General features: G+C 60.4%; 24 protein-coding genes. 11 read left to right on the top strand and 13 right to left on the bottom strand.

What is annotated here, in order from left to right; translation table 11 throughout:
* Positions 1–434: 434 nt before the first annotated feature.
* Together arcD and K0H48_RS00750 are read left to right on the top strand one after the other, a co-directional pair.
* Positions 435–1,862 carry an arginine-ornithine antiporter gene (gene arcD / locus K0H48_RS00755; protein ID WP_065930455.1) on the top strand — a complete coding sequence of 476 codons (1,428 nt, stop codon included), beginning with the start codon at positions 435–437 and terminating at the stop codon, positions 1,860–1,862.
* Positions 1,859–2,722 carry a DNA-3-methyladenine glycosylase gene (locus tag K0H48_RS00750; RefSeq protein ID WP_219265819.1) on the top strand — a complete coding sequence of 288 codons (864 nt, stop codon included), beginning with the start codon at positions 1,859–1,861 and terminating at the stop codon, positions 2,720–2,722. The genes arcD and K0H48_RS00750 overlap by 4 nt, the downstream gene beginning before the upstream one ends.
* A 114-nt stretch (positions 2,723–2,836) precedes the next feature.
* Here the strand turns inward: K0H48_RS00750 and K0H48_RS00745 are convergent, their stop codons facing one another.
* From K0H48_RS00745 to K0H48_RS00715, 7 genes are all read right to left on the bottom strand, one after another.
* Positions 2,837–4,186 carry a CoA transferase gene (locus K0H48_RS00745; protein ID WP_219265818.1) on the bottom strand — a complete coding sequence of 450 codons (1,350 nt, stop codon included), beginning with the start codon at positions 4,184–4,186 and terminating at the stop codon, positions 2,837–2,839.
* Between the two features lie 40 nt (positions 4,187–4,226).
* Positions 4,227–5,570: a HAMP domain-containing sensor histidine kinase gene (locus tag K0H48_RS00740; protein ID WP_219265816.1), complete on the bottom strand. Its 1,344-nt coding sequence runs from the start codon at positions 5,568–5,570 to the stop codon at positions 4,227–4,229.
* A gap of 66 nt (positions 5,571–5,636) precedes the next feature.
* Entirely contained in the window at positions 5,637–6,101 is a 465-nt protein-coding gene (locus K0H48_RS00735; protein ID WP_219265809.1) for an LTXXQ domain protein, read from the bottom strand.
* Between the two features lie 237 nt (positions 6,102–6,338).
* Entirely contained in the window at positions 6,339–7,016 is a 678-nt protein-coding gene (locus tag K0H48_RS00730) for a response regulator transcription factor (protein WP_056858601.1), read from the bottom strand.
* Positions 7,017–7,023: 7 nt separating this feature from the next.
* Positions 7,024–7,431, bottom strand: a complete 408-nt coding sequence (locus tag K0H48_RS00725; RefSeq protein ID WP_138814081.1) for a translation initiation factor 2 — start codon at positions 7,429–7,431, stop codon at positions 7,024–7,026.
* Between the two features lie 106 nt (positions 7,432–7,537).
* Positions 7,538–7,837: a YciI family protein gene (locus tag K0H48_RS00720; RefSeq protein WP_219265807.1), complete on the bottom strand. Its 300-nt coding sequence runs from the start codon at positions 7,835–7,837 to the stop codon at positions 7,538–7,540.
* Between the two features lies 1 nt (position 7,838).
* Positions 7,839–8,435, bottom strand: coding sequence for a septation protein A (locus tag K0H48_RS00715; RefSeq protein ID WP_219265805.1), 597 nt, complete (start codon positions 8,433–8,435; stop codon positions 7,839–7,841).
* 87 nt (positions 8,436–8,522) lie between these two features.
* Between K0H48_RS00715 and K0H48_RS00710 the strand changes: the two genes are divergently transcribed.
* From K0H48_RS00710 to rluB, 7 genes are all read left to right on the top strand, one after another.
* Positions 8,523–9,386 (top strand): PHP domain-containing protein, encoded by an 864-nt coding sequence (locus K0H48_RS00710; protein ID WP_138814084.1) that lies wholly within the window; start codon positions 8,523–8,525, stop codon positions 9,384–9,386.
* A 13-nt stretch (positions 9,387–9,399) separates the two neighbouring features.
* Complete coding sequence (locus K0H48_RS00705) at positions 9,400–10,029, top strand: L-threonylcarbamoyladenylate synthase (protein WP_058422259.1); 630 nt, start codon at positions 9,400–9,402, stop codon at positions 10,027–10,029.
* Between the two features lie 120 nt (positions 10,030–10,149).
* Positions 10,150–10,848 (top strand): ScpA family protein, encoded by a 699-nt coding sequence (locus K0H48_RS00700; RefSeq protein ID WP_219266016.1) that lies wholly within the window; start codon positions 10,150–10,152, stop codon positions 10,846–10,848.
* Positions 10,849–10,860: 12 nt separating this feature from the next.
* Complete coding sequence (gene scpB, locus K0H48_RS00695; protein ID WP_219265803.1) at positions 10,861–11,826, top strand: SMC-Scp complex subunit ScpB; 966 nt, start codon at positions 10,861–10,863, stop codon at positions 11,824–11,826.
* 152 nt (positions 11,827–11,978) lie between these two features.
* The gene (locus tag K0H48_RS00690) at positions 11,979–12,374 is read left to right on the top strand and encodes a hypothetical protein (protein WP_219265790.1); all 396 of its coding nucleotides are present in this window, start codon (positions 11,979–11,981) and stop codon (positions 12,372–12,374) included.
* Between the two features lie 48 nt (positions 12,375–12,422).
* Complete coding sequence (locus K0H48_RS00685) at positions 12,423–12,614, top strand: DUF1289 domain-containing protein (protein ID WP_016973229.1); 192 nt, start codon at positions 12,423–12,425, stop codon at positions 12,612–12,614.
* Between the two features lie 144 nt (positions 12,615–12,758).
* Positions 12,759–13,982 carry a 23S rRNA pseudouridine(2605) synthase RluB gene (gene rluB, locus K0H48_RS00680; protein ID WP_017139164.1) on the top strand — a complete coding sequence of 408 codons (1,224 nt, stop codon included), beginning with the start codon at positions 12,759–12,761 and terminating at the stop codon, positions 13,980–13,982.
* A gap of 180 nt (positions 13,983–14,162) precedes the next feature.
* Here rluB and K0H48_RS00675 read toward each other — a convergent pair whose 3' ends face one another.
* Together K0H48_RS00675 and K0H48_RS00670 are read right to left on the bottom strand one after the other, a co-directional pair.
* Entirely contained in the window at positions 14,163–15,122 is a 960-nt protein-coding gene (locus K0H48_RS00675) for a leucyl aminopeptidase (RefSeq protein ID WP_219265789.1), read from the bottom strand.
* Positions 15,123–15,195: 73 nt separating this feature from the next.
* Complete coding sequence (locus K0H48_RS00670; protein ID WP_003175756.1) at positions 15,196–15,333, bottom strand: hypothetical protein; 138 nt, start codon at positions 15,331–15,333, stop codon at positions 15,196–15,198.
* 648 nt (positions 15,334–15,981) lie between these two features.
* Here K0H48_RS00670 and K0H48_RS00665 point away from each other — a divergent pair.
* Positions 15,982–17,403: an amino acid permease gene (locus K0H48_RS00665; RefSeq protein WP_219265787.1), complete on the top strand. Its 1,422-nt coding sequence runs from the start codon at positions 15,982–15,984 to the stop codon at positions 17,401–17,403.
* A 60-nt stretch (positions 17,404–17,463) separates the two neighbouring features.
* On the opposite strand, the gene K0H48_RS00660 is transcribed toward K0H48_RS00665, so the two are convergent.
* Positions 17,464–17,841, bottom strand: coding sequence for a cytochrome c (locus K0H48_RS00660; protein ID WP_219265785.1), 378 nt, complete (start codon positions 17,839–17,841; stop codon positions 17,464–17,466).
* 57 nt (positions 17,842–17,898) lie between these two features.
* On the opposite strand from K0H48_RS00660, the gene arfB reads away from it, so the two are divergent.
* Complete coding sequence (arfB, locus tag K0H48_RS00655; RefSeq protein WP_017139168.1) at positions 17,899–18,312, top strand: alternative ribosome rescue aminoacyl-tRNA hydrolase ArfB; 414 nt, start codon at positions 17,899–17,901, stop codon at positions 18,310–18,312.
* On the opposite strand, the gene K0H48_RS00650 is transcribed toward arfB, so the two are convergent.
* The 3 genes from K0H48_RS00650 to K0H48_RS00640 all read right to left on the bottom strand — a co-directional run.
* The gene (locus K0H48_RS00650; RefSeq protein ID WP_138814090.1) at positions 18,309–19,505 is read right to left on the bottom strand and encodes an MFS transporter; all 1,197 of its coding nucleotides are present in this window, start codon (positions 19,503–19,505) and stop codon (positions 18,309–18,311) included. The two genes, arfB and K0H48_RS00650, sit on opposite strands and share 4 nt — an antisense overlap.
* Positions 19,506–19,608: 103 nt before the next feature.
* Positions 19,609–19,791 (bottom strand): hypothetical protein, encoded by a 183-nt coding sequence (locus K0H48_RS00645; protein ID WP_219265775.1) that lies wholly within the window; start codon positions 19,789–19,791, stop codon positions 19,609–19,611.
* A 254-nt stretch (positions 19,792–20,045) separates the two neighbouring features.
* The coding region (locus K0H48_RS00640; protein ID WP_219265768.1) for a hypothetical protein at positions 20,046–20,299 on the bottom strand (254 nt) is incomplete at its 5' end.

Raw genomic sequence — 20,299 nt, 5'->3', positions numbered from 1 at the left:
ATGCAGGAGAAGAGAGACCACAGAATAATTCCGTGCGCTAATCAAACAGCTGACTCAGATCACTTCATTGGCACATTCCATTGTGAATTAATGACTTAAGGGTAAAATCCCGAGGCAATAGTTTGCCCCGCAAAGGCGCTTTCCAGAGCGGCTCGTGCGTTTTGATTAATCATTTAGTCCGAGGTATGGACGTTTGACGCTAGCCCGTTTTGCAGAATGTGCAAACTTTTCTCGAATACCTCGCTTAGCCTTCATAAAGTGGCAAAGTGCCTTGCGTATTTAAATTCTAAATAAGCCTAAACTTTATAAACTGTCATGCCATTGCGTTATGAGCGTGACGGTTTTATCGCGGTCTTTAATAAACGCTACACTCGCTGAGTTAATTAGTTGAGTGCACGCGTGTTATCTCAAACTATTTTATTTCAGGAGTTTTCATGTCCCAACCGGCCGAGAAACTACGTCTCAGCGCGTTGATTGCCCTGGTGGTGGGTTCGATGATCGGCGGCGGGATTTTCTCTTTGCCGCAGAACATGGCCGCACGCGCCGAAGTGGGCGCGGTGCTGATCGGCTGGGCCATCACCGCCGTCGGCATGCTCACCCTGGCGTTTGTGTTCCAGACCCTGGCCAATCGCAAACCCGAACTGGATTCCGGCGTGTACGCCTACGCCAAGGCCGGGTTCGGTGACTACATGGGGTTTTCGTCGGCCTGGGGCTACTGGATCAGTGCGTGGATGGGCAACGTCGGTTACTTCGTGTTGCTGTTCAGCACCCTCGGCTACTTTTTCCCGGTGTTCGGCCAGGGCAATACACCGGTCGCCATCGGCTGTGCCTCGCTGCTGCTGTGGGCGGTGCATTTTCTGGTGCTGCGCGGCATCAAGGAGGCGGCGTTCATCAACCAGATCACCACAGTGGCGAAGATCGTGCCGTTGCTGATGTTTATCGTAATCGCCGCCGTGGCGTTCAAGGCGGATATTTTCACCCGCGATATCTGGGGCCTGGGCAACCCGCAATTTGGCAGCGTGGTTGATCAGGTGCGCAACATGATGCTGGTGACTGTGTTTGTATTTATCGGTATCGAGGGCGCCAGCGTGTATTCGGCGCGCGCCGAGAAGCGCTCGGACGTGGGCCGCGCCACCGTGATCGGTTTTCTCGGCGTGCTGGCGCTGCTGGTGCTGGTGAATGTGCTGTCCCTGGGCATCATGAGCCAGCCGGAGCTGGCGCAATTGCAAAACCCGTCATTGGCGGGTGTGCTGGAACATATCGTCGGGCCGTGGGGCGCGATGGCGATCAGCATCGGGTTGGCCGTGTCGCTGCTCGGCGCCTTGCTGTCATGGGCGCTGCTGTGTGCGGAAATCCTCTACGCCACTGCCCATGACAAGACCATGCCGGCGTTCCTGAAAAAGGAAAACCCCAATCGGGTGCCGGTCAACGCGCTGTGGCTGACCAACGTGATGATCCAGGTGTTCCTGGTGATCACGCTGTTTTCCCACAGCACCTACACCACCCTGATTTACCTGGCCTCGTCGATGATCCTGGTGCCGTACCTGTGGTCGGCAGCCTACGCGGTACTGTTGAGCGGGCGCGGTGAAACCTATGCCGGTGCCCAGCGCCAGCGCTATAAGGATCTGCTGGTCGGTTTGATCGCCCTCGGCTATGCCGTCTGGCTGCTGTACGCCGGCGGCTTGAAGTACCTGCTGCTCTCGGCGTTGTTGTATGCGCCCGGCGTGATCCTGTTTGCCCTGGCCAAGCGCGAGCAGGGCCAGCCCTTGTTTACGCACATGGAAAAAGGCATTTTCAGCTGCGTGATCGCGGGCGCTGGGCTGGCGGCTTATGGGCTGTATAGCGGGGTGTTGTCGTTGTGAGATTGGCGTATGAGCCGCCCTATGACTGGGCGGCAATGCTGGGCTTTTTATCGGCGCGGGCCATCACCGGGTTGGAGACCGTACAGGCCGGCGTGTATCGGCGCAGCATCAGCGTGAACGGGCAGCACGGTTGGATCAGCGTGGCGCCGGGCGCAGGCGATTGGCTGGAAGTGGGCGTTGAGTTTCCCGACATGGCGTCGTTGCCCGAGATCGAGCGGCGCCTGCGGGCGATGTTCGATCTGGATGCCCAACCTGGGTTGATCAATGCACAACTGGCCGCCGACCCGTTGATGGCGCAGCTGGTGGCTGCCCGCCCTGGCCTGCGTGTGCCGGGCACGTGGGACGGTTTGGAACTGGCGATTCGCGCCGTGCTGGGCCAGCAGATCACGGTGGTCGCGGCCATTCGCCTGGCAGGTAAATTGGTGGCGCAGTATGGCCAGCCGCTGCACACGCCCTATGCCGGTATTACTCATGTGTTTCCTGCTCCTGAAGTCTTGGCGGCGGCGGACCTGGCGACATTGGGCATGCCCAAGGCGCGGGGCCGTACCTTGTCGGGTGTGGCTCAGGCGTTGCTGGATGATCCATCGCTGTTTGAGCCTAAGGCCAGCCTCAAGGACGGCGTGGCGCGGCTGGTAGCCTTGCCGGGCATTGGCGACTGGACCGCGCAGTACATCGCCATGCGTCAGTTGCGTGAGCCGGATGCGTTTGCGTCGGGGGATATTGGTTTGATCAATGCACTGGCGGCGTTGGAAGGCGGACCGGTGTCGGCGCGGCAGTTGTTGGCCAGAGCTGAGGCGTGGCGGCCTTTAAGGGCGTATGCGGCGCAGCATTTGTGGACGTCGTTGAGCAGAATGGACTGATGACATCTGTCAGGGCCTCTTCGCGAGCAAGCCTGCTCCCACACTTGACTGAGTACATCCTTTGGAATGGGGCCCAATGTGGGAGCGGGCTTGCTCGCGAAAGCGGTTTTCAAGTCACCACTGAGCCCGGTGCGAGCCCAATTCCCCGGCGGGCAAATCCCACTGCAACGGCGTGCCACTGATGGTCACCGGCGCCAGCAAACGATGGGCCTGGCCCCAGGCTGTCTGTTCCACCACCAAGCCCTGATCGCCCGGGTCTTCTGCCCGTAACGCCGGCTGCTCCGGCACTTGCCCGGCCTCCACCAGCAACTTCGCCGTGCGCGCCAATGACAACCGCGCCGAACCACCGCGTCCGGTTTTCAGGCACTCGCTCAGCGCTTGAATGGCACTGGCCGCCATCAAATACCCGGTGGCATGATCCAGCGCCTGCAACGGCAGCGGCACCGGTTTATCCGCCTGTTTCCAGGCCATGCCGGCTTCGGCAATGCCGCTGCTCATCTGCACCAGGCTGTCGAAGCCGCGACGGTTACGCCACGGGCCGCTCCAGCCGTAGGCGTTGAGGCTCACGTCGATCAGGCCAGGGGCGAGGTTTTGCAGTTCAGTTGCGGTGTAGCCCAGTTGCTCCAGTGCGTCGGCGCGGTAACCGTGGAACAGGATGTCGGCGTCTTTGAGCAGGCTTTCAAACACCTGGCGGTCTTCGGCTTTCTTAAGGTCCAGGCGCGCGCAGCGTTTGCCCAGGGTCATTTCCGGTACTACGCCGGGCTCGTTCCAGGTCGGTGAGTCGATGCGCAGTACATCTGCGCCCAAGCCTGCGAGAAAACGGCTGGCCACGGGGCCGGCCAACACACGAGTCAAATCCAGCACCTTGATGCCCGCGAGCGGGCGCGCCACCGAGCCGAGCCAGGGTTTGTGACAGGTGGTGTCGAAGGTCTGGCGCTGCACCAGTGCCTCGGCGTTTACCGCCAACCCTTGCGGATGGGTTTGCCAGGCCTGCCATGTGCGCATCTGCGCCGCGCAACCGCCGGCTTCGACGATCGCCTGTTCCAGTTCGGCGGCGTTCCAGGTCGCGACTTTACTGGCCATCTCGGCGCTGTCATTGACCTTGCCCAGCACGCGCTCGGCGGCAGCACGGTGATGGGGCGCATTGGTGTGCAAACGGATCCAGCCGTCGGCGCTGGCGTAGTCGCCGGCCACCGGGTCCCACAGCGGCGGCACTTGCCAGCCCACCGGGCGAATCGAGGAGGAGAACCAAAAGGACGCGAGGCGCCGGTCCACGCTCACGCTGGGCAAGCGCCCGGTTTGTTGCTGGATAAGTTGAGCAACCGCCTGGCCGGCAGCACCGAGGCTGGCGCTGGCCAGTTCGGTCACGGCAAAGGTCGAGGGCAGGGCGCCGGCCTCGGTAAACGTCAGCGGGGTTTGCGGTAAATCGAGTGCGGCTTGGATGGGTGTCAGCAGGTCAGTCATCAAAGGCCCTCCGTTAGAGAAGGGCCACTATAGAAGATCCTCACACGGCTGTGACCACTCCCGGCACCAACGGCAAGTCGATGCTGGCGATAAAACCGCCGTCCGGGTGATTGCCCAGGATCAGGCTGCCGCCATGGCGTTCGGCGGCGCGACGGGCAATCGCCAGGCCCAGCCCGTGGCCTTGGGCGGCTTGGCCGGGCGCGCGATAAAACGGCTCGCCCAGCTGGCTCAGGTGTTCGGTTTCAACGCCGGGGCCGTGGTCGCGCACGCTGATCAGGATGCGCTCGCCCTGGTGCTGGGCGCTTAGCTCGATGGGCTGGCCCACGGGGGTAAAGCGCTGGGCGTTACGCAGCAGGTTGTCCACGGCGCGCTCGATCATGGTCGGCCAGCCCTTGAGGTGCAGTGCGGGCTCGGCGCTCAGTTGCACCACCTGTTCCGGCGCACTGAGTTGGGCATCCTTTTGCAAGGTCTTGAGCAGTGGGGTGAGGTCCACATCCTCTGCGCTGGCGTTGTCGGCATCCACACGGGCGAGTACGAGGATTTCACTGATCAGCGCTTCCAGGCGGTCGCACTCGCGGGTCAGGCGCGGCCACAGCCGTTCGCGTTCTTCGGGGTTGGCGCGTTCGGCCAGGGCCAGGGCGATGCGCAGGCGGGCCAGTGGTGAGCGCAGTTCGTGGGACACATCGCGCAGCAATTGGCGCTGGCTGCCGATCAGGCTTTGCAGGCGCGCGCCCATGCGGTTGAAGTCGGTGGCGAGCACGCCGAACTCATCGCGGCGGTTGGCCAATTGCGCCAGGCTGTTTTGCTGATAGGTGGTCTGGCCCAGGTCATGCACTGCGCCGCGCAGGCGGCTGAGTGGGCGGGTGATGGACAAGGTTACCAACAGGCTGAACAGCGTCAGCACTACCAGGGCAATGGCCAGCGCGCTCAACGGCCACAGCAGGCTGCTGCGGTGCCAGGCGTCCAGCTCCGGGTGGGGAATGCGGTAGATCAGCAGGTAAGTGTCACCGGTTTTTTCACTGGTGTACTCGGCGGTCAGGCGGCGCCAGGGCAGGTGGCTGTCCTGGTTGTCATTCTGGCGGGCTTCGAAGGCGGCGGCGCGGCGCGGGAAGGTGCCACGTACCACCGGGTCGCCGCTTTCGTTGAGTACCTGCACGTCGATGTGGTACTGGCGTTTGCGTTGTTGCAGCAACTCCTGGGCGGCGTCCTCACCCTGGGCTTCGTAGAGTTGCGTCCACTCTTGCGCCAGGTTGTTGAGGCCGGGATGACGGCTGAGAATCCAGGCATCCTGGTTAAGCATGTGCCCAAGCAGGATCGACAGCCCGGCAACCAAGGCGATGGCCAGCCAGAAACTGGCCAGGATGCGCCAGAACAATGAACGCACAGGAAACCCTCAAGCAAGAAAAGCCCAGCGGCGCGAGCCACTGGGCTGGGAGGTAACGCTAGAGCATTATTGCGCTTTTTGCGGCTGTTGCGCTTTCCAGGCCTGGAATTCCTTCCACTCGGCGCGGCGCTCGGCTTGCTTTTTGACGATGTCGTCGTATTTCTTCTGTTGATCGGGTTTGAGCACGGCACGAATGTCAGCCTGGGTTTTCTGCTTGGCGGCGGCCATGTCGTTTTTCATGGCCTGCTGGTCAGCGGCTGGCAGTTTGTCCAGGTACTTGCGCACGATCTCTTTGCGGCCGTGCCATTGTTCGCCCATCAGCTTGCCGATTTGCTCGCGCTGTTCGCGGCTCAGGTCGAGCTGGCTGAAGGGGCCGCCTTTGCCACGCGGACCGTGTTCACCGCCGTGGCCAGGGCCGCCCATCATATGGCCTTCAGGGCCGCCCATCGGGCCTGGGCCTTCTGGCGCTGCGGCCATGGCAACGGTTGGCAGGGCAGCGGCGAACATCAGAGCGATAAGGGTCTTGCGCATGGTGTTTCTCCTGTCTCTATTCCGGTGAGTCCGGATGTGAGTAGGTTACGCAGCGCAAGGTCAGCGGCGGTCAGGGGAGGGTAAAGCTTGGGTAAAGAGGGTTTGTTGCGAGGTTTACATTGATCGTTCCCACGCTCTGCGTGGGAATGCATACCGTGACGCTCTGCGTCACCGGCGTACACAGCGGGATGCAGAGCGTCCCAGGCGGCATTACCACGCGGAGCGTGGGAACGATCTTTAGAGGCTGTAGTAGTAGCCGCGGCTGCGCAGCGCCACGATCCGTGGACGGCCATCCGGGTGCGGGCCGATCTTTTTGCGCAGGTTGCTCACGTGCATGTCCAGGCTGCGATCGTAAAGGGTCAGCTTGCGGCCCAGGGCGATCTGCGCCAGTTCCTGCTTGTCCAGCGGCTCGCCGGGCTGGCGCAGCAACGCTTCGAGCAGGCGGCTTTCGGACACGGTGAGGGTGAATTCCTGCTCATCGATGCTGACCACGCCGCGCACCGGGCTGAAGCACAGGTCTCCCAGTTCCATCTGCGTCGACACGGCCGCCGGGTGGCTGCGGCGCAGCACGGCGCGCAGGCGCGCAGTCAGTTCGCGTGGGTCGCAAGGCTTGGCCAGGTAATCGTCGGCACCCAGTTCCAGGCCGAGGATACGGTCCAGCGGCTCGCCACGGGCCGAGAGCATCACCACCGGCAATTCCGGGTGGTCATTGCGCAATTGCTTTAGCAGCTCCAGGCCGCTGCCATCCGGCAGCATCACATCAAGCACAACGGCGGCGGGTGCGGCTTCGGCCAGGGCTTTGCGGGCGCTCAAGCCATCGTGGCAGGCGCGCACCTGGAAACCTTCCTGGCTCAGCCAACTGGTCAGCAGCTCACAGAGCTCCTGGTCATCATCTATCAGTAACAGCTCGCTCATTACTCACTCAATTTAGCCATTGTCGACGGCGACGGTGCCCACCGCTGGCGAAGATCCCGCACAGCAAGGCGATCAGTGCGACGGCCCCGCCGGTAACAAACCACTGTTGTTGCTCGGTCAGCCAGCGGGTCAGGGTGCCGCCCTGTGTCTCTTTGAGTTGCTGGGCCAGGCGTTGGTTCTCCTGGCGCAAGCGATTCAGTTGAGCGCTTTCACGGGCGGCCTCTGTGCTTTGCAGTTGTTTGCTCAGTTCTTCACGCAGCCGTTCGCTTTCTTTCAAGCGTTGCTGCAACTCGGTGATCTGGCTGCCGGCACTCAGGGACAAGGGCGTGGAGCTGCCGGTGTTCGAGGTTTCTTCAGCGTGGGCGGTCGCCCCGATCATTAACACTGCCAACAGACACAACGGACGTAAGCGCATCGGAACTCCTGATTCCACACGAATATTCAGAACGTTGTCGGCAGGTTACCGAGAATAATGAGCAATTAGGAGCGCGCCGAACCGATTAGGTTCAGCGCAGCCGGGCTTAAGGCAGGACTTGCTTGAACGGTTTGACCACTGCATCAGCGTAGACGCCTGCGCCGATGTACGGGTCGGCGTTGGCCCAGGCCTTCGCGTCGGCCAGGGAGGCGAACTCGGCAATGATCAGGCTGCCGGTGAAGCCGGCGGCGCCTGGGTCATTGCTGTCGACGGCCGGGTGCGGGCCTGCGATCACCAGGCGGCCTTCGGCTTGCAGGGTTTTCAGGCGCTCAAGGTGCGCCGGGCGCACGCTCAGGCGTTTTTCCAGCGAATCGGCAACGTCGGTAGCAATGATGGCGTAGAGCATGTCAGTCCTCGGTTTTCGGCGTGGTAGGGGCGGTGTCATGCAGATGGCGCGACAGGTAGATACCTTGGCCGACCAGAAACAGTACGGTCATGCCCAGGCTGCCGAAGACTTTAAAGTCCACCCAGTAATCCTGGAAGGTAAAGGCCACGAACAGGTTGGCGGCGCCGCAGAACAGGAAAAACACGATCCAGGCCACGTTCAAACGCACCCATACCGGCTCCGGCAGGGTCAGCGCGTGGCCCATGATGCGCTTGATCAACAGGCGGTCACCGATGAAGTGGCTGCCGATAAACACCAGCGCGAACAGCCAGTTCACCACCGGGGCTTTCCATTTAAGGAAGGTTTCGCTGTGAAAGGCCAGGGTCAGGCCGCCGAACACCAGGCAGGCAACCAGGGTCAGCCATTGGCTTTTTTCCAGTTTGCGCTGGGAAATGAAAATGGCGCCGTAGACTACGATAGAACTGACGATCAGCACGGCGGTGGCGCTGTAGATGCCCCCGAACGAGAGCTGATGACCGGCGATATCAATGACCCTGGGGTCGAGTTTGGTAACGATGAAAAACAGCAACAGCGGGATGAAGTCGATGAATTGTTTCACAGTAAGAGCCAGAAGCTGGATGTGGCGGCATAATAACAAACATCCTTGGTAGCGAAAGCGCCAGCTGACTTGAGGTTACACACTCCCGTGAATGTTGATTTGCACTGCCACAGCACGGCCTCCGACGGCGCCCTGGCGCCCGCGGTACTGGTTGCGCGTGCGTTTGAAAAAGGCGTGCGAGTCCTGTCGTTGACCGACCACGACACCCTCGAGGGCCTCGACGAGGCCCGCACGGCGGCGCATGCGCTGGGCATGCAACTGGTCAACGGCGTGGAATTGTCCTGCACCTGGGGCGGCGCCACCATTCATGTGCTCGGCTACGGTTTCGATCAAAACGCAGCGCCGTTAGTGGCGGCCATCGCCCAATTGCACGATGGCCGTTGGCTGCGGTCCGAAGAAATAAGCCGCAAACTCAGCCTTAAAGGCATGCCCAATGCGCTCGACGGCGCGCGCGCCATCCAGCAGGAACTGGGCGACAGCGGCAACGCACCGGCCCGGCCGCACTTTGCCGACTGGATGGTGCGTGAAGGTTTTGTTAAGGACCGCGCCGAAGCCTTTCGCAAGTGGCTGGGCGCCGGCAAGTTGGGTGATGTGAAGCAACACTGGCCGACGCTGGAAGATACGGTCGGCACATTGCGCGCCTCCGGGGCCTGGGTGAGCCTGGCGCATCCCTGGCATTACGATTTCACCCGTAGCAAACGCCGCAAGCTGATTGCCGACTATATTGGAGCGGGCGGCCACGCAATCGAAGTGGTCAACGGGCATCAACCCGCTGATCAGGTGGGCAGCCTGGCGATTCTTGCCCGCGAATTTGGTCTGCTGGTCAGCGCCGGCAGTGATTTTCATGGCCCAGGCGGCTGGTCCGAGATTGGCGAGTACCGCCAGGTCCCGGAAGACTTGCCGCTGTTGTGGGGGCGATTCAAGCATGACCCCATTATTGCCACCGTCTGAACAGGTAGAACACGTGAGTCAATTCTTCCAGATTCATCCGGAAAACCCTCAAGCGCGCCTGATCAAACAGGCCGTGGAGATCATTCGCGCCGGTGGCGTGGTGATCTACCCGACTGACTCGTCCTACGCCATTGGTTGCCAGATCGGCGACAAAAGCGCGGTTGAACGGGTCAGACGCCTGCGTGAACTGGACAAGAACCACAACTTTGCGTTGATCTGCAGCGATTTGTCGCAACTCGGCTTGTTCGCCAAGGTCGACACCGGCACCTTCCGCCTGCTCAAGGCCCACACGCCGGGGCCGTACACCTTTATTCTCAACGCCACCCGCGAAGTGCCGCGCCTGTTGCTGCACCCCAAGAAGCGCACCATCGGCCTGCGTGTGCCCGAGCACCCGATTGCCCTGGCGTTGCTGGCTGAACTGGGTGAGCCATTGATGAGCGTGTCGCTGATTTTGCCCGGTGAAGAAGAGCCGCTGTACGACCCTTACGAGATGCGCCGCCTGCTGGAAAAACACGTCGACCTGATCATCGACGGCGGCTACGGCGGCAACAAGGCATCCACCGTGATCAACCTGGCCGACGGCGAGCCGGAAGTGGTGCGCGTGGGCTGCGGCGACCCGACACCGTTTATGGTTGAGGCCTGAATGTCGGCCGTGGAAACCGCTGATCCCCAGGCGGGCGCCCAGCAAGAACTGCCCTTTGCCATGGTGTATGGCCAGGCGGTCATGGAAATGCCGCTCGACCTGTATATTCCGCCGGATGCGCTGGAAGTCTTCCTTGAAGCCTTCGAAGGCCCGCTGGACTTGCTGCTGTACCTGATCCGCAAGCAGAACATCAATATCCTCGATATCCCGGTGGCGGAAATCACCCGCCAGTACATGGGGTACGTCGAGTTGATGCAGTCGGTACGCCTGGAACTGGCCGCCGAGTACCTGGTGATGGCTGCCATGCTCGCCGAGATCAAGTCGCGCATGCTCTTGCCGCGCGCCGAGACCATCGAGGCCGAAGAAGACGACCCGCGTGCCGAACTGATCCGCCGCCTGCAAGAATACGAACGCTTCAAGGCCGCCGCCGAAGGCATAGACGGTTTGAGCCGCGTGGGCCGTGATGTGGTGGTGCCCAAGCTTGACGCGCCAGAAGCGCGGGCGCGCAAGCTGTTGCCGGATGTAAGCCTGGAAGAATTGCTGATGTCCATGGCCGAGGTGCTGCGCCGTGGCGATATGTTCGAAAGCCACCAGGTCAGCCGCGAGGCGCTGTCGACCCGCGAGCGCATGAGCGATGTGCTGGAGCGCCTCAAAGGCGGCGGCTTTGTGCCGTTTGTCGAGCTGTTTACCAAGGAAGAAGGGCGTTTGGGGGTGGTGGTGACCTTTATGGCGATCCTTGAACTGGTCAAGGAATCCTTGGTCGAGCTGGTCCAGAATGAGCCTTTTGCGGCTATCCACGTGCGGGCGCGAGCCGAATAAAGAGCTGAATCGATGAATTTGACTGAACCCCGCGAACTGGCGCCCTTGCTGGAAGCCTTTCTCCTGGCCTCGGGTAAACCGCAGTCTCTGGAACGCCTGTTCGAGTTGTTCGAAGAGGCCGAGCGGCCTGAACCGCCAGTGTTTAAAAAGGCGCTGGAGATTCTGCGCAAGTCCTGCGACGGTCGCGCCTTTGAACTGCGCGAAGTGGCGTCAGGTTATCGCCTGCAGATTCGTGAGAAGTTTTCGCCGTGGGTCGGCCGCTTGTGGGAAGAGCGCCCGCAGCGTTATTCCCGCGCGATGCTGGAGACCATGGCGCTGATTGCCTATCGCCAACCGATTACGCGCGGCGAGATCGAGGATGTGCGGGGCGTGGCGGTCAACAGCCATATCGTCAAGACGCTGCTGGAGCGCGAGTGGATCCGCATCGTCGGCTATCGCGACGTGCCCGGCAAACCGGCGATGTTCGCCACCACCAAGGTGTTTCTCGACCACTTCAACCTGAAAAACCTCGACGACCTGCCGCCGCTCGCCGAACTGCGCGAGATGGAAGCCGAGCCGGTGCTCGACTTCGACGATGCACCGGTGCCGGCCAGCCTGCAGGAATTGGCCGACGCCACCGCCGAGCCGGAAGAGCCGAAGGACGAAACCAGTTTCCATACCTTGTTGCTTGAGCTCGATGACATGGAGCAGGGTATCAAGACTGACTTTGATGATTTGTTGCGTGATGGCGATGCCGAGTCGCAAACCCAACTGAACAATGAAGTCGCGCCTGAAGTCGAACAGCCAGCGCCTGAAGAACCGGCGCCAGAAGAACCAGAGCCAGAGCCTGAAGAAGACATCCTTGGCGTCGCGCAAGCCCGCGAGAAACTTCTGGCAGCCGTCGCCGCACTTGAGCAACCGCCCTTGAGCGACGAGGAAGACGAGGCCCGTGCGTTGGCTGAGGCGATTGAAAACGAGCGCCGCTCGTTTGAGCCCTGATCAGTAAACGGGCCTTGTTACACAGGTCCTACCTGTTAGTTCTGACAGTTGCGTGGTGTTGAGTCTCGGCATTAACTCGCTGAACACCATTGTGGCTGAGCTGTTTGATCGGTGGTGGTGTGATCCCTTTCTTTGAATATGGATGACTCATCATGAAAAGCACTCTTCAACGCTTCTCCCATTCAGTTGGGGGAGCGGTATTGGCAAGCTCGGTGGTTTTTGCCGCTGGTTATGCGGTGGCCACCGTTTATGCACCGTTGGACGGCGATCAAAGCGTGAGCATTGTTGCTGGCGCCGACCCCACCGGCGCTATCGGTATAAGCAAAGGGACGGCGGGCGAGCGCCCCGTGTACTACCGGCCTGCTTCGTCGAAGGCGTTATGGATTGGCGCTTCCAACGCGCTGCCGATGGGCTGCAAGCCCACGCAATTCACGGACGATGACGGCACGAGTATCCCGGTCCAGATCAAACTCGACTGTAACGGGCAAAGCTGGCAGGCCAAGCTGTCCCGGACCGGCGAAAAATTCAGCGTTAAACGCTTGCCCTGAGCCCAAACGATCGTTCCCATGCGGAGCGTGGGAACGAGAGTAGTAGTGATGAGTTCAACCAAAGATCCCTGCATCAGCATCTGCAAATTCACCGACGACATCTGCGTCGGCTGTGGCCGCAGCAAGCGCGAAATCCGTGCCTGGAAGAAGCTCGACAAAGCTGACAAACGCACCGTTCTGGCCGAAGCCGAGCTGCGCCTGCTGGCCCTGGGCGCCACCGGTCGGCGGAAAAGCAAATGACTTGGGCCTTATCGACTAGTCTGTGATGCGAAACCCGCGCCATGCGCGTATGATTCGCGACCCTTTGCCGACCTATTCGGCCAAAGCCCCGCTTTCAATACTCTTCAGGCCACGCCTGAATCGACCCACCGGGAGGTGCTTAAGATGAACGACCAAGACCAGAACGACAGCCAGGAAATCGGCCCAGCAGGCGAAAAACTGCAAAAGGTGCTGGCGCGTATCGGCGTGGGCTCACGCCGCGACGTCGAAGCCTGGATCACCCAGAAGCGCATCAAGGTCAATGGCGTCGAGGCTACCCTCGGCCAGCGCGTCGACCTGCACGATGCAATCACCATTGATGGCAAGGTCATCAAGCGTGAAGAGGCCGCCGAATCGGTGCGCCGCGTGATCATGTACAACAAGCCCGATGGCGAGATCTGCACCCGTGACGACCCGGAAGGCCGTCCGACCGTGTTCGACAAGATGCCCAAGCCCAAAGAAGGCCGTTGGATCAACATCGGCCGCCTGGACATCAACACCACTGGCTTGCTGATGTTCACCACCGACGGCGAACTGGCCAACCGCCTGATGCACCCGTCCTACGAGATGGACCGTGAATACGCCGTGCGTGTGCGCGGCGAAGTCGATGACGAGATGATCGAACGTCTCAAGGCTGGCGTGGTGCTGGAAGACGGCCCGGCCAAGTTCACCGACATCAAGCAGGCGCCCGGTGGTGAAGGTTTCAACCACTGGTACCACTGCGTGGTGATGGAAGGCCGTAACCGTGAAGTCCGTCGCCTGTGGGAATCCCAGGGCCTGGTGGTCAGCCGCTTGAAGCGCGTGCGTTTCGGCCCGGTGTTCCTCAACTCCGACCTGCCGATGGGCCGCTGGCGCGAAATGAGCCAGTACGAAGTCGACATCCTCAGCGCCGAAGTCGGCCTGACGCCGGTGGCCATGCCGCAGATGAACGCCAAGAGCAAAGACAAGCTTGAGCGTATGCAGCGTAAATCCTCGCGTCCTGTGGCGCGTACCGAACGTGTTGCCCGCACCTTGCGCCCGGCGCTGAATGCACCGGCAACCGGTGGTCGTATCTCCCGCGAGCCGCACATCGAAGGCGAGCGCCGCCCAACCGCACCATCGCGTCAGGAAGGCGAGCGTGCGCCACGCACCCCGCGTCCTGCCCGTGGTGAAGCGCCAAGCGGTGGCCGTAGCAACCGTGGTGAGGCGGACCGCCCAGCGGACAACGCCAGCACCAAGCGCCCAGCCAAGCCAGCGGCGAACAAGCGCCCTGGCCCGAAACTGGTCGCCGACGAGCCGTCGGGCAAGCGCCGTGGCGCGCCGGCCGGTTCCGGTCAGCGTCCGGGTTTTGGTCGCAAGAAGCCGCAGTGATTTGATTGCGGCATAAAAAAACGCCAACCCTCGGGTTGGCGTTTTTTTTGGGCTCTGAAATTTGATAACCCAATCAACTATGGGAGCGGGCTTGCTCGCGAATGCGGTGTATCAGCTTGCACATGCATTGACTGATCCACCGCATTCGCGAGCAAGCCCGCTCCCACAGTGGATCGGTGTTTAGAACGCAAACCTGCCATCAAACACCGGCTTGTCATCCAGTGCCAACACGCCACTCTCAAAGATCAGATCCAGGTGATGGCTGCCTTTCTGCCCGCCACCCAAGCCCAGGTGCAACCCGCAATGGCGCTCCTCAAACCCGGCGTTGCGCGCATATAAGTCTTTAACCCCTTCATTGGTGCCAATCCCCAATTCCTCGACACGGCGATTCGACGGGTTGGCATTCAGGTACTTGTTGAAGTCATCCGCCAGCCCCGGCACGTCGCTGGCTACGCTGCAAATCGTCGAGTTCTCGATCCACAACTCCAGCGGTGATTGCAGCACGCCGTATTTGCGCGCAAACGGGATGGTGCTGAGAAAGGTGCCGACAAACCGCACCTGGCCGTTGATGGCCTCGCTGTGGGTGGCGATTTCGCCCGGCGCCAGGTCGTGGTTGCCGACCCCGTTGATATTGGTCCACTTCTTGATGCTGCTCAGCGGCGCTTCAAGGCGTGAGCCGTGTTTGTCGGTAAAGCTCAGCACGCTGGCCTGAGACATGCGCCGGATCAGCGTGGCGTTGAGGTCGGCGATGCGCTGCGGCTCGACGCTGAAGGTGTCGTAGAAATAGTCGCCATAATCCTTGAACAGCAGGGATTTCTTCCAGTGCTCGGCCATCACGCCTTGCAGGGCGCGAATAAAGTCAGGGCCTTCGGCGCGTGGGTTGGGCAGGGTCGAAGAGTCATACAGAAACAGGTACAGGTCGCAGGCTTCGATGGCGTGGGCCAGGGTGTCGCTGGGCGTCAGGTCCAGCCGTTGGCATTGGAAGTTGAAGCGTGCGGCGCTGCTATGGGTGATGGCTTCGGCGATGGCGTCGTAGCGCTCGGTATGGCCCAGCAACACGGTAGGGCGGCTCAGGCCGTTGAGTGCCGGGTGGTGCGCGAGGTAGTAGAGAAAGTGTTCGACGGCGCGGGCCTTGTCCATGACGGGTGTCCTTCTGTGCCTTGGGTAAGGGGGCAGATGCAGTGCACTGCATCTGCCGGATGCCTGCCGGGTGTTAGAAAGGCCACATCGCGGTGCCAAAGGGCACAACGGCGTCGGCTTGCATCATTTCAACGGCGGCCTCATGGGTCGGCGCTTCAAACCAATCGTCAAGTTGCAGTTCGGTTTCCAGGTCGTTTTCCAGTGCTTGCATGGTGTATCTCCTAGAGGACGTTGTTTGAGAACGGCTTGCCAACGGGCTTCGCTGGCAAGTGAAAGAACCTAGGAGAGAGTGTTTGAAAATGCAAAATATTTATTGACACGGTTTCATTTGGATTTTTTCTTCTGTTTTTTCGCAGTGATTTTTTATCCAGAAAAAACAGCACATTGGCTGAACCGATTATTCAGATGTTTCTCACTGACAGTTTTCCGTTGGCCGACAAAAAAGTCTGGCTGTAACGCTTATTTTCCGGGGTGTAACGATAGTTTTACGGGTTTGCCCCGGCATTCCTGAGTGGTGTTCGGCTGTAAGGATTAGCTTACAGTTTGTCGCGTGCACCCTGTTGGGGCGTGCTGAAGCTGTCGAGCGGTGTACAATGCGCCGCGTTTTACTGTGACCCTCCTTGCGTATCCACGCAAAAGGCCAAGACCTCAGGGTTTACCCACCCTGATCACTCCGTCCGGCCACGAGTCGGACGGGTTCGATTTCGTCACAGATAAAAACAAACAGGTGACGCATGACCGTTAGAAAGACGCTGTACTCCTGGTGCCTGCGCTGGGGTTTGAGCGGCGCTGCTTGAGTCGGTAATTCAAGGCAGCAACCTGCATTCGATATTCTCAAACCTTGCGTGAGACCCTTTTCATGAGTGGACCCCAATCTTCTTCAGGCGAACTGAAACGCGGCCTGAAAAATCGGCATATCCAGTTGATCGCCCTCGGTGGCGCCATCGGCACCGGCCTGTTTCTAGGCTCGGCCGGCGTGCTCAAATCCGCCGGCCCATCGATGATCCTGGGTTATGCCATCTGCGGCTTCATCGCCTTCATGATCATGCGCCAGCTCGGCGAAATGATCGTCGAAGAGCCGGTCGCCGGTTCCTTCAGCCACTTTGCCCACAAGTACTGGGGCGGTTTCGCCGGCTTCCTGTCGGGCTGGAACTGCTGGATTCTGTACATCCTGGTGGGCATGTCGGAGCTGACTGCGGTCGGCAAGTACGTGCACTACTGGTGGCCGGAGATCCCGACCTGGGTCTCGGCGGCGGCGTTCTTCGTGTTGATCAACCTGATCAATCTGGCCAACGTCAAAGTCTTCGGTGAGGCCGAATTCTGGTTCGCCATCATCAAAGTCGTGGCTATCGTCGGCATGATTGCCCTGGGCAGCTACATGCTTGTCAGCGGCAGCGGCGGCCCGCAAGCGTCGGTGAGCAACCTGTGGGACCACGGCGGGTTCTTCCCCCATGGCGTCGGTGGCTTGGTGATGGCCATGGCGATCATCATGTTCTCGTTCGGCGGTCTGGAAATGCTTGGTTTTACCGCCGCTGAGGCTGATCAGCCACGTACGGTGATCCCAAAAGCGATCAATCAGGTGATCTACCGCATCCTGATTTTCTACATCGGCGCGCTGGTGGTGCTGTTGTCGCTGACGCCATGGGACAGCCTGCTGGCGACCCTTAACGCGTCGGGCGATGCCTACAGCGGCAGCCCGTTCGTGCAGGTGTTCTCGATGCTGGGCAGCAACACCGCCGCGCATATCCTCAACTTCGTGGTGCTGACGGCGGCATTGTCGGTGTACAACAGCGGCACCTACTGCAACAGCCGCATGTTGCTGGGCATGGCTGAACAGGGCGATGCGCCCAAGGCATTGGCCAAGATCGACAAGCGCGGTGTACCGGTGCGCTCGATCCTGGCGTCGGCGGCGGTCACGCTGGTGGCGGTGTTGATGAACTACTTCATCCCTCAGCACGCGCTGGAACTGCTGATGTCGCTGGTGGTAGCCACCTTGGTGATCAACTGGGCGATGATCAGCTTCTCCCACCTCAAGTTCCGCCAGCACATGAACCGCACCGGCCAGGTGCCGTTGTTCAAGGCCCTGTGGTATCCGTATGGCAACTATCTCTGCCTGGCGTTCGTGGTGTTTATCCTGGTGATCATGCTGATGATTCCGGGGATTCAGGTGTCGGTGTACGCAATCCCGGTGTGGGTAGCGTTCATGGCGGTGTGTTACGGGATCAAGAACAAGCGCAGTGCTGACGCTGCGTTGACCACGGCGAGTGCAGCGCTGAAGTAAGCGGTGCTTCATCGGTTATCAATACCCCTCTATTGAGGGGTATTTTTTTTGCGATGAAATTCATCGGCTGTTTGAAATAACGCCACTCATGTAGTCGTTGAGGTCGCGAAAATCCTTGACGCTCCAGGCATGCGGCGCAACCTTCACGCCATTGTCTTGCAGGGTTTTTGGGATCAGGTTGCCATTGGGGCGAAGGATCACAGAAGACACAATAACGCCTGGATAATCCGCCAGCCGTTTTTTGAAAGCAGGCGCTGTAAGGTCAGGCGTGGCAGGGCTGCTTTTCCTGGCCAATGGCCCGCTGGCCTTGAGGTCTGGGCCGTGGCACATGGCGCATCGCTGTGAATACAGGTTTTTGCCGTTGGCATTGTCCGCGAAGGACAGTGACGTTTGAATGAGTGATAAAGTGCCGAGCACAGTGATGAATAGCCTTTTCATGTTCCTGCGTCCTTGTTGTTTATGTTGTTGTCGCCCGTTGCCTAAGGTTTTTGATTGATGCTGGTAATTTCCAACAACGTGCACTTGCCCGATGCCGAGATCGAGTTGACCGCCATTCGCGCCCAGGGCGCCGGTGGGCAGAACGTCAACAAGGTGTCGAGCGCGGTGCACCTGCGGTTCGACATCCCGGCTTCATCGTTGCCGGCGTTCTATAAGGAGCGTTTGCTGGCGCTACGTGACAGTCGTATCACCAGTGAAGGCGTGCTGGTGCTCAAGGCCCAGCAATACCGTACTCAGGAGCAGAACCGCGCCGATGCGCTGGAGCGCCTGGTGGAGTTGATCCTCAGTGCCACCAAGGTCGAGAAGAAGCGCCGCCCGACCAAACCCACCCTGGGCTCGAAGAAGCGTCGACTGGAATCCAAGACCAAGCGTGGCAGCATCAAGGCTGGGCGCGGCAAGGTCGACTTCTAGGCGTCGCGCGCCTCACGGGCCTTGGGTGCTTGCCGGTACAAATACACACTCAACAGTAGGCCACCGACGGCAGCCAGGGCAGCAAACAGGAAGATCGACGCAAAGCCGAAACCTGCCGCCACCGCCCCGGCCAGTGGGCCGGTGATACCCAACGACAAGTCGATAAACAACGAATAAGCCCCCACCGCCGCGCCACGGCTGGAGGCCGGCACCAAATTGACGGCTTCTACGCCCAGCGCTGGAAACACCAACGAAAAGCCAAACCCGCTCAACGCCGCACCGGCGAGCGCCCATTGCGCGTCGGGTGCCATCCACAGCAACAGCAGGCCGAGGGCTTCTACCGACAGGCAGGCAATTGCTACACGAAAGCCGCCTATCCGGTTGATCAAATTGCCGAACAGCAGGCGTGCGCCGATAAAACTGGCGCCGAACAGGCTCAAGGCCCACACCGCGTTGTCCCAACTCTGGGTCGTGTAATACAGCGTGATAAACGTGGCGATGGTGCCAAAACCAATCGAACCCAATGCGAGCGCGCAGCCGTGGGGCAGCACGCGGCCCAGCACATTCATGAAGGGCAGACGTACGCCGGCTACAATCGGCGCGGCTTCCTTGTTCCAGGCCAACAGCACGCCGAGCACTGCCAGCAGGATGATGCTGACGCCCATGCTCCACAGCCCCAAGTGGCTGACCAGCAACACGCCCAGCGGCGCCCCCACGGCCAGCGCCCCATAGCTGGCGATGCCGTTCCACGAGATGACCTTGGCCGTGTTGGCGGCACCGACCCGGCCGATGCCCCAGCCGATGGCGCCCGAACCCACCAGGCTTTCGGCGCTGCCCAGCACCAGTCGGCCAATCAGCAGGCTGATCAGGCTGACGCCCGGCAGGCTGGAAAACCACGCCGCCAGCAACATGAACACGCCGCTCAGGCCGCAACCAACCAAACCGATCAGCACCGCGCGCTTGCTGCCCAGGTTATCGATGATTTTGCCGGCATACGGACGGCTCAGCAGGGTGGCCAGGTATTGCACGCTGATCACCAGGCCCGCGATGACCGCGCCGTAGCCCAGTTGGCTGTGCACATAGCCCGGCAAAACGGCCAGGGGAATGCCGATGTTGAGGTAGCCGATAAAGGTAAACAGCACGATGGAAACAACTTGCAGCGTGACCGCCATGGGGCGCTGGGTATTTGGCATGGGGGAGGTCCACCGTTGCAGCAGGTAAAGATAGGCTGCTAATGATACCGATGCTTTGGCTTGCGCAGGGCGGTAAAAAGCAAAACGTCAGCGCAAAAACACCTCAGGCCTGGGGCGAGGCCAGCATTTGCGTGGTTACCAGGGCGGCCAGGGCGTTTTCCTGGGTGCCAAAACGCTTGAGCAACCGGGCTTGTTTGTCGGGGCTGAGGCGGTTCCAGACTTCGATCATCTGCAAGGCAGCGTCGAGTACGGCGGCGTCCGGGGTGTCGGGGAGGGTGTCGGTCATGGCGGGGGTCTCGGTGATTCAGGCAGTGTGGAAAGCGCTTGAAGTGCGCTTTCCACACGGTCTGGTACGGCGTCAGTCCTGGCTTTTGCTGTCGACTGGTTTTGCTTCTTTGGCCTCAGGCTGCTTGTCACTGGCCTGCTGCGGTGTTGGCTGCTCAGTTGGGTGCAGGCTTGGGAAGGGGAGATTAGGTATCTCGTGCATCGTCGTCGCTCCTCGCAAGATCTGTTTTATCAATCGCAGGTGATTCCGCGCTCTCAAAAAGCCTTGGCAGGATACAGCACTGAAAATGACAAAAAGAATTTTATGTCGGCGGATGGATGAATTTTCATTCTTTTACGCAAGTGGCATGGGGTCGCAGGCTGGGTGTCTGGGTGTCTGGGTGTCTGGGTGTCTGGGGGTGTGTTGGGTTTGGGGGTATATCCGTTATTTGGGTGATGGCCACTTAGGGTTCCGCCCTGACGGCGGGTCACTTTTTGAAGGACCAAAAAGGTAACCAAAAAGTCCTCGC

Source organism: Pseudomonas sp. Xaverov 259, assembly GCF_019352915.1.
Taxonomy (GTDB): domain Bacteria; phylum Pseudomonadota; class Gammaproteobacteria; order Pseudomonadales; family Pseudomonadaceae; genus Aquipseudomonas.
This window is presented reverse-complemented; position numbering and strand designations above follow the sequence as displayed.